At 64.8% G+C, this 6,477-nt stretch carries 9 protein-coding genes and 1 pseudogene; 8 read left to right on the plus strand and 2 right to left on the minus strand.

Features of this window, described 5'->3' with window-relative positions:
- The 4 genes and pseudogenes from JOZ79_RS04545 to JOZ79_RS04560 form a co-directional block, all read left to right on the plus strand.
- Positions 1 to 477: pseudogene (locus JOZ79_RS04545) on the plus strand (signal recognition particle-docking protein FtsY); the annotation flags it as partial.
- Positions 474 to 1,100: a septation protein A gene (locus JOZ79_RS04550; RefSeq protein WP_294071224.1), complete on the plus strand. Its 627-nt coding sequence runs from the start codon at positions 474 to 476 to the stop codon at positions 1,098 to 1,100. The pseudogene JOZ79_RS04545 and the gene JOZ79_RS04550, both read left to right, overlap by 4 nt.
- The gene (locus JOZ79_RS04555; protein ID WP_294071227.1) at positions 1,097 to 2,035 is read left to right on the plus strand and encodes an ABC transporter ATP-binding protein; all 939 of its coding nucleotides are present in this window, start codon (positions 1,097 to 1,099) and stop codon (positions 2,033 to 2,035) included. The genes JOZ79_RS04550 and JOZ79_RS04555 overlap by 4 nt, the downstream gene beginning before the upstream one ends.
- Positions 2,032 to 2,793, plus strand: coding sequence for an ABC transporter permease (locus JOZ79_RS04560; protein ID WP_294071230.1), 762 nt, complete (start codon positions 2,032 to 2,034; stop codon positions 2,791 to 2,793). The genes JOZ79_RS04555 and JOZ79_RS04560 overlap by 4 nt, the downstream gene beginning before the upstream one ends.
- Positions 2,794 to 2,808: 15 nt before the next feature.
- Here the strand turns inward: JOZ79_RS04560 and JOZ79_RS04565 are convergent, their stop codons facing one another.
- Both JOZ79_RS04565 and pspF read right to left on the minus strand, forming a co-directional pair.
- Positions 2,809 to 3,432: a superoxide dismutase gene (locus JOZ79_RS04565; protein WP_294071233.1), complete on the minus strand. Its 624-nt coding sequence runs from the start codon at positions 3,430 to 3,432 to the stop codon at positions 2,809 to 2,811.
- Positions 3,433 to 3,529: 97 nt separating this feature from the next.
- Entirely contained in the window at positions 3,530 to 4,579 is a 1,050-nt protein-coding gene (gene pspF / locus JOZ79_RS04570) for a phage shock protein operon transcriptional activator (RefSeq protein ID WP_294071236.1), read from the minus strand.
- Positions 4,580 to 4,745: 166 nt separating this feature from the next.
- Here pspF and pspA point away from each other — a divergent pair, with 166 nt between their 5' ends.
- The 4 genes from pspA to JOZ79_RS04590 are packed head-to-tail and all read left to right on the plus strand — an operon-like array spanning position 4,746 to position 6,399.
- Positions 4,746 to 5,414, plus strand: coding sequence for a phage shock protein PspA (gene pspA / locus JOZ79_RS04575; RefSeq protein ID WP_294071239.1), 669 nt, complete (start codon positions 4,746 to 4,748; stop codon positions 5,412 to 5,414).
- A 5-nt stretch (positions 5,415 to 5,419) separates the two neighbouring features.
- Positions 5,420 to 5,692 carry an envelope stress response membrane protein PspB gene (gene pspB, locus JOZ79_RS04580; protein WP_294071242.1) on the plus strand — a complete coding sequence of 91 codons (273 nt, stop codon included), beginning with the start codon at positions 5,420 to 5,422 and terminating at the stop codon, positions 5,690 to 5,692.
- A 2-nt stretch (positions 5,693 to 5,694) separates the two neighbouring features.
- Positions 5,695 to 6,120, plus strand: a complete 426-nt coding sequence (pspC, locus tag JOZ79_RS04585; RefSeq protein WP_294071245.1) for an envelope stress response membrane protein PspC — start codon at positions 5,695 to 5,697, stop codon at positions 6,118 to 6,120.
- Between the two features lie 12 nt (positions 6,121 to 6,132).
- Positions 6,133 to 6,399 (plus strand): hypothetical protein, encoded by a 267-nt coding sequence (locus tag JOZ79_RS04590; RefSeq protein WP_294071248.1) that lies wholly within the window; start codon positions 6,133 to 6,135, stop codon positions 6,397 to 6,399.
- The last annotated feature ends 78 nt before the right edge of the window (positions 6,400 to 6,477 follow it).

Consider the following 6,477-nt stretch of genomic DNA (forward strand, 5'->3'; position numbering starts at 1 on the left):
AAGATCTGGGGCGGCCGCGCCAATGTCCCGGTCATCGCCGGGGAGCAGGGGGCGGACGCCGCGGGCCTGGCGTTCACCGCGCTGGAGAAGGCGCGGGCGGCGGGCAGCGATGTGCTTATCATCGACACCGCCGGGCGGCTGCAGAACAAGACGCACCTGATGGAGGAGTTGTCCAAGATCCGCCGCGTCCTCGGGCGCCTCAACCCAGAAGCGCCGCATGACGTCCTCCTCGTCCTCGACGCGACCACCGGCCAGAACGCGCTTGCGCAAGTCGAGGTGTTCCAGGAAACAGCCGGAGTGACGGGGCTCATCATGACCAAGCTGGACGGCACGGCCCGGGGTGGCGTGCTGGTCGCGGCAGCCGAGCGTTTCGGCCTGCCGATCCACGCGATCGGCGTCGGCGAGCAGGCGGATGACCTGCGCCCGTTCGACCCGCGCGCGGTCGCCCGCGCCATCGCCGGACTGCCGCCCGAATGAGCGCCCAGCCGACACAAGCGTCCGAGCCGCAGGGAGGGGCGAAGCTGCTGATCGACGTCGGGCCGCTACTGGTCTTCTTCCTCGTCAACTTCCTGGCCCCGGTCGCGCCGATGCTGAAGATCTTCGTCGCCACCGGCGCCTTCATGGTTGCGATGGTGGCGGCGATGCTGTTCTCGGCCATCCGCTATCGTCGCATCTCGCCCTTGCTGTGGTTCTCGGGGATCATGGTCGTGATCCTGGGCGGCCTCACCATCTGGCTGCATGACGAGCGCTTCATCAAGATGAAGCCGACCATCTATTACGTCTTCGTCGCGGCGCTGCTCGCCTTCGGCCTGTTCACCGACCGGCCGATCCTGCAGCGGGTGCTGGGCTCGGCCTATCCCGGCCTCGACGAGGCCGGCTGGACCAAGGTCACCCGCAACTGGGCCATTTTCTTCGCCTTCATGGCGATCCTCAACGAAGCCGTCTGGCGCCACTCGAGCACGGCCTTCTGGATCGGGTTCAAGCTTTGGGGCGCGCTTCCCCTCACCTTTTTGTTCGCCGCCGCCAACATCCCGATGCTGCTTCGCCACGGCCTAATGCGCGAGAATGCGGCACCCGCGGAGCCCGGACCCGTCGAATGAGCGAGCCGGTCCTGTCCATCCGCCAGCTTCGTAAGGCGTATGCGACAGGCGTCGAGGCACTGAAGTCGGTCGATCTCGACATCCAGCGCGGCGAGATCCTGGCCCTTCTAGGGCCGAACGGCGCCGGCAAGACGACGCTGATCAACATCGTCTGCGGCATCGTTACTCCGACGAGTGGCGAGGTCATCATCGACGGCCGCAACTGGAAGCGCGACTTTCGCTTCGCGCGCAGCCGCATCGGCCTTGTTCCCCAAGAGCTTACGACCGATGCCTTCGAAACCGTCTGGAGCACGGTCAGCTTCTCGCGCGGAATGTTCGGCAAGCCCCGCGACGACGCCAGGATCGAGGCGCTGCTGAAGCGCCTGTCGCTGTGGGACAAGCGCAAGACGATCATGATGCACCTGTCGGGCGGGATGAAGCGCCGGGTGATGATCGCCAAGGCGCTCAGCCACGAACCCGAGATCCTGTTCCTCGACGAGCCGACCGCCGGCGTCGACGTCGAGCTTCGACGGGACATGTGGGACCTGGTGCGTGACCTTCGGGCGGACGGGACGACGATCATCCTCACCACGCACTACATCGAGGAAGCCGAGGAAATGGCCGACCGAGTGGGCGTGATCAGCAAGGGCGAGCTGATCGCGGTCGACGAGAAGGGCGCGCTGATGGCGCGGATGGGCAAGAAGACGCTCGACATTGTCCTGTCGGAGCCCCTCGCCGCATTGCCGCCCGAGCTTGGCGACTGGGATGTCGCGCTCGAGGACCAGGGTCACCAGCTTCGCTACCGCTTCGATAGCAAGGCGGACCGCACCGGCATCGCCTCGCTGATGCGCCGCCTTGGCGAGCTGGGCATCGGGTACAAGGATCTCTCCACCCACCAGTCGAGCCTCGAAGACATCTTTGTCGAGCTTGTCCATGGCCCGAGGGACGCCTCATGAACTGGCACGGCATCGCCGCGATTTATCGCTTCGAGATGGCGCGCTGGGGCCGGACCCTGTGGCAGAGCCTGGTGACTCCGGTCATCACCACGGCGCTCTATTTCGTCGTGTTCGGCTCCGCCCTCGGAAGCCGGATGACGCAAATGGAGGGCGTCAGCTTCGGGAGCTTCATCGTCCCTGGCCTCACCCTTCTCTCGGTCTTCATGCAGTCGATCTTCAACGCAAGCTTCGGCATTTTCTTTCCGAAGTTTACGGGCACGATCTATGAACTGCTCTCAGCACCGATCTCGAGCTTCGAGGCAGTCCTCGCCTATGTCGGGTCGGCGGTTACGAAGTCCGTGATCCTGGCCCTCGTAACCCTTGCGACGGCGCTCATCTTCGTTCCCGTGCGGGTCGATCACCCGATCGCGATGGTGCTGTTCCTGCTTGGCATCTCCGCCGGCTTCTGCCTGTTCGGCTTCGCGATCGGCGTCTGGGCGAAGAATTTCGAGCAGCTGCAGATCATCCCGATGCTGGTGATCACACCGCTGACTTTCCTCGGCGGCGCCTTCTATTCGGTGAAGACGATCCCGCAGCCGTGGCGGACGGTCACGCTGTTCAACCCGGTCGTGCACCTCATCAGCGGCTTCCGCTGGAGCTTCTACTCGACCGCCGACGTGCCGGTCTGGTCGAGCGTCGCCGTCACCGTCGGCGTGATCGCCGTCTGCATGGCGCTCATCGCGTGGATGTTCCGCACTGGCTACCGCCTGAAGCAATAGCCGGCGCGGCAACTCTCACCCCTGCTGGTCGGCCCTCGTCTCGCCCTGGCCATCGAGATTCTGGCCGACGAAGTCCCAATTGATGATGTTCTCGAGGACGCTCTTGAGGAAGCGCGGGCGCTCGTTGCGATAGTCGATGTAATAGGCATGCTCCCAGACATCGACCGTCAGCAGCGGGGTCATTCCATTCGCAACCGGCGTGTCGGCATCGTGAAGCGACGTCACCTCGAGCTTGCCGCTGTTGAGGATCAGCCAGCCCCAGCCGCTGGCGAAATGGTTCGTCGCCTCGGTCGCGAGCTTCTCCAGCAGCGCATCCTGCCCGCCGAAGTCGCTGTCGATCATGTCCTTGAGCCTGCCCGACGGGGCGGTCGAACCCTGCGGCGCGAGGCACTGCCAGAAGAAGCTGTGGTTCCAGATCTGGGCACTGTTGTTGAACAGCCCCTTGTCCCCGCGCTCCTTGGCGGTGCGGATCACCTGCAGCAGCGAGGCGCCCTCAAGCCCCTTCTCGCCGACGAAGCCGTTGGTCTTGTCGACATAGGCCTTGTGGTGCTTGCCCCAGTGATAGTCGAACGTCTCCTCCGACATGTGCGGCTGGAGGGCATCCTTGGGATAAGGCAGGTCGGGAAGCGTGAAGGCCATCGGGTCGCTCCTGTGGCTTGGGGTTGCGGGGCGGCCCTAGGACTGCGGCGAGCCAGGGGTCAATGTCGGCTGCGGCGGGACGGGCCGCCGCCCATGGTCAGCCCGCTTCGGCGTCGAGCAGCTTGTGGCGCTTGAGCGCATGGCGAAGCTGGTCGTAGCTCAATCCGAGGGCCGAGGCCGTGGCGCGCTGGTTGAAGCGATTGCGCGCAAGCGCGTCCTGGAGCAACGCACGCTCATAGTCCGACACGGCCGCACGGAAATCCGTCACGCCCGCAGGGTCGGCCGATGCGACAAGGTGAAGCGGCGGCTGAACGGCGGACTCCGCCGGCGGCCCGCCAGCGGCCGGAGCGGCTTCGGCGGGCTGCTCCGGAGCCCAGGGCGAATAGAAGGGGTTGAAGACGATCTCGTCGATCGGCCGCTCGGGGTTCTCATGCCGATAGACGGCGCGCTCGACGACGTTGCGAAGCTCACGCACGTTCCCCGGCCAGGGATAGGCCTCGAGGTCGGCCGTCGCCCGCGGCGAAAAGCCCGGCCAGTTGGTCCATTCCAGCTCGGCAGACATTCGCCGCGCGAAATGTTCGGCAAGCAACGGAACGTCCCCTTCGCGCGCCCGAAGCGGCGGCAGGGTGATCACCTCGAATGACAGTCGGTCGAGCAAGTCGGCCCTGAATCTTCCCCGGTCGACCTGCGCCGGCAGATTCTCATTGGTGGCGGCGACGATGCGTACGTCGACGGAAATCGGCTTCGACGCGCCGATGCGGGTGATCTCGCCATATTCGACGGCGCGCAGCAGCCTGTCCTGGGCCGGCATCGACAGCGTTCCGAGCTCATCGAGGAACAGGGTCCCGCCATCCGCCTCCTCGAAGCGGCCGTGGCGGGTTTTGGCGGCACCGGTAAAGCTCCCCGCCTCATGGCCGAAGAGCTCGGCCTCGATCAGGTTTTCAGGCAAGGCCGCGCAGTTCATGATGATCAGCGGCCCCGACCAGCGCGACGACAACCGATGAAGCCGCTCTGCGATCAGCTCCTTGCCCGTTCCGCGCTCGCCGATCACGAGGACCGGACGATTGAGCGGCGCGGCACGGCTTGCGCGCTCGACGGAGTCCAGGAAAGCGAGGCTTTGCCCGATGAACTGATCCGCCCGCTCCATGCCGACTGTTGGTGGCAACTCCCATCAATTGGCAAGGATTTTCGCCCGAAATTTGCCGCCAAAATCAGTGAAATGTCGATATTCCGGCGTACTTCGCCTTTTGGCACGTCTCTTGTATAGGAAAGGCCAGTAACAGGGCCCCCGAGTTCGAATACGGAGTACGTGAATGGGAATCTTCTCGCGAACGCGAGATATCTTTGCCGCCAACATCACCGAGCTGCTCGACCGCTCGGAAGATCCAGCGAAGATGATCCGCATGGTGATCCTCGAAATGGAGGAAACGCTCGTCGACGTCCGCGCTTCCGCGGCCCGCTGCATCGCCGACACCAAGGAGATGCGGCGCGCACTGGTCCGCCTCGACGAGCTTCAGGGCAACTGGACCGAAAAGGCCGAGCTTGCGCTGTCCAAGGACCGCGAGGACCTCGCCAAGGCGGCGTTGATCGAGCGCCAGAAGGCGACCGACATGGCGGACAGCCTGCGCGAGGAGATGAAGGCCATCGAGGACACGCTGAAGAGCTATGAGGCCGATATCGCCAAGCTCCAGGGCAAGCTGCGCGAGGCCCGCGCCCGCCAGAACGCCATCGCGGCGCGCTTCGAGAGCGCCGTCACCCGCGGCCGCGCCCGCGAGCTTCTTAACGGCAACCGCACGGAGGACGCCTTCTCCAAGTTCGAAATCCTCGAGCGCCGGGCCGACTTCGCCGAAGGGCGCGCCGACGCGCTGGGCATGACCGGTCCCAAGAGCCTCGAGGAGGAGATCGCGGAACTGAAGGCCGCGGAGTCGGTCGACGCGGAACTCGCGGCAATGAAGGCGGCCCTCGCCGCCAGGGGGAAGTGACCTAAATGGAAGACGTTCTCGTACCGATCATCGTCATCCCGGTGATCTTCATCGCGCTGCCGTGGATCATCTTCCACTACATCACCAAGTGGAAGACCGCCGCAACTCTGACTTCAGGCGATGAGAAACTGCTCGATGAGCTGCACGACGCGGCACGGCGGCTCGACGACCGCATCTGCACCATCGAGCGGATCATGACCGCCGAGAATCCCAACTGGCGCCAGCAATGCGTGCCCGGCCGCGAAGACAGCCGCCGCTTGTTCGCGGACGGAGAATGAGCATGAACGAGGATCGCTATTCCCAGCCCGGCCGCTACCTCAGCGAGCAGCCGGCGAGCCGCACGCGCTTCTACCGCGACAAGGCCAACGGCAAGCTGTTCGGCGTCTGCTCCGGCATTGCCGACTACACCGGCTTCGACGTCACCCTGATCCGGATTTCCTTCATCGCCGCGATCATCATGAGTGGGGGCGCGATCCTGCCCTTCTACCTGATCGCCGCCTTCGTCAGTCCGAAACGGCCCCGCTCGCTGGAAATCCGCGACCGCGAGGAGCAGCATTTCTGGCAGGGCGTGCGGGCCTCACCGGCGCAGGCGGCAAGGGACATCCGGTCCCGCTTCCGCGACATCGACCGCCGGCTCGCCGACATCGAAAGCTATGTGACGACGGAGAACCGCTCGCTCGCCCGCGAGATCGAGCAGCTTCGATAACAGGGGGATTACATGGGGTTCTGGGAGTTTGTTCTCGCGATTTCGGCGGTTTCGATCTTTGGCGGCGTCATCAACACCTGGATCAAGGCGCGGCACGGATATCCGATCGAGGCGGACGAGCATTCGCCCGGCGGTGATCGCAAGATGGACGCCATCTGCCGGGAAAACGCCGAACTGAAGAAACGGCTGTCCGAAGTGACCGACCGGCTCGCGGTCCTCGAACGGATCGCCACCGATCCTGCCGGCCGCGTCGCGCGCGAGATCGAACAGCTCCGCTGATCCCACAGGTCAACAAAGGAAACATCATGGACCCGGATGTCATGCAGATCATCAGGATCGTCGCCGGCCTCGTTCCGT

Source organism: Sphingomonas sp. (genome assembly GCF_019242355.1).
Lineage (GTDB): Bacteria > Pseudomonadota > Alphaproteobacteria > Sphingomonadales > Sphingomonadaceae > Sphingomicrobium.

Excerpts from the sequence above, each read along its gene's own strand:
- JOZ79_RS04550 (WP_294071224.1), top strand. The coding sequence starts at position 474 with ATGAGCGCCCAGCCGACACAAGCGTCCGAGCCGCAGGGAGGGGCGAAG.
- JOZ79_RS04555 (WP_294071227.1), top strand. The coding sequence starts at position 1,097 with ATGAGCGAGCCGGTCCTGTCCATCCGCCAGCTTCGTAAGGCGTATGCG.
- JOZ79_RS04560 (WP_294071230.1), top strand. The coding sequence starts at position 2,032 with ATGAACTGGCACGGCATCGCCGCGATTTATCGCTTCGAGATGGCGCGC.
- JOZ79_RS04565 (WP_294071233.1), bottom strand. The coding sequence starts at position 3,432 with ATGGCCTTCACGCTTCCCGACCTGCCTTATCCCAAGGATGCCCTCCAG.
- pspF (WP_294071236.1), bottom strand. The coding sequence starts at position 4,579 with ATGGAGCGGGCGGATCAGTTCATCGGGCAAAGCCTCGCTTTCCTGGAC.
- pspA (WP_294071239.1), top strand. The coding sequence starts at position 4,746 with ATGGGAATCTTCTCGCGAACGCGAGATATCTTTGCCGCCAACATCACC.
- pspB (WP_294071242.1), top strand. The coding sequence starts at position 5,420 with ATGGAAGACGTTCTCGTACCGATCATCGTCATCCCGGTGATCTTCATC.
- pspC (WP_294071245.1), top strand. The coding sequence starts at position 5,695 with ATGAACGAGGATCGCTATTCCCAGCCCGGCCGCTACCTCAGCGAGCAG.
- JOZ79_RS04590 (WP_294071248.1), top strand. The coding sequence starts at position 6,133 with ATGGGGTTCTGGGAGTTTGTTCTCGCGATTTCGGCGGTTTCGATCTTT.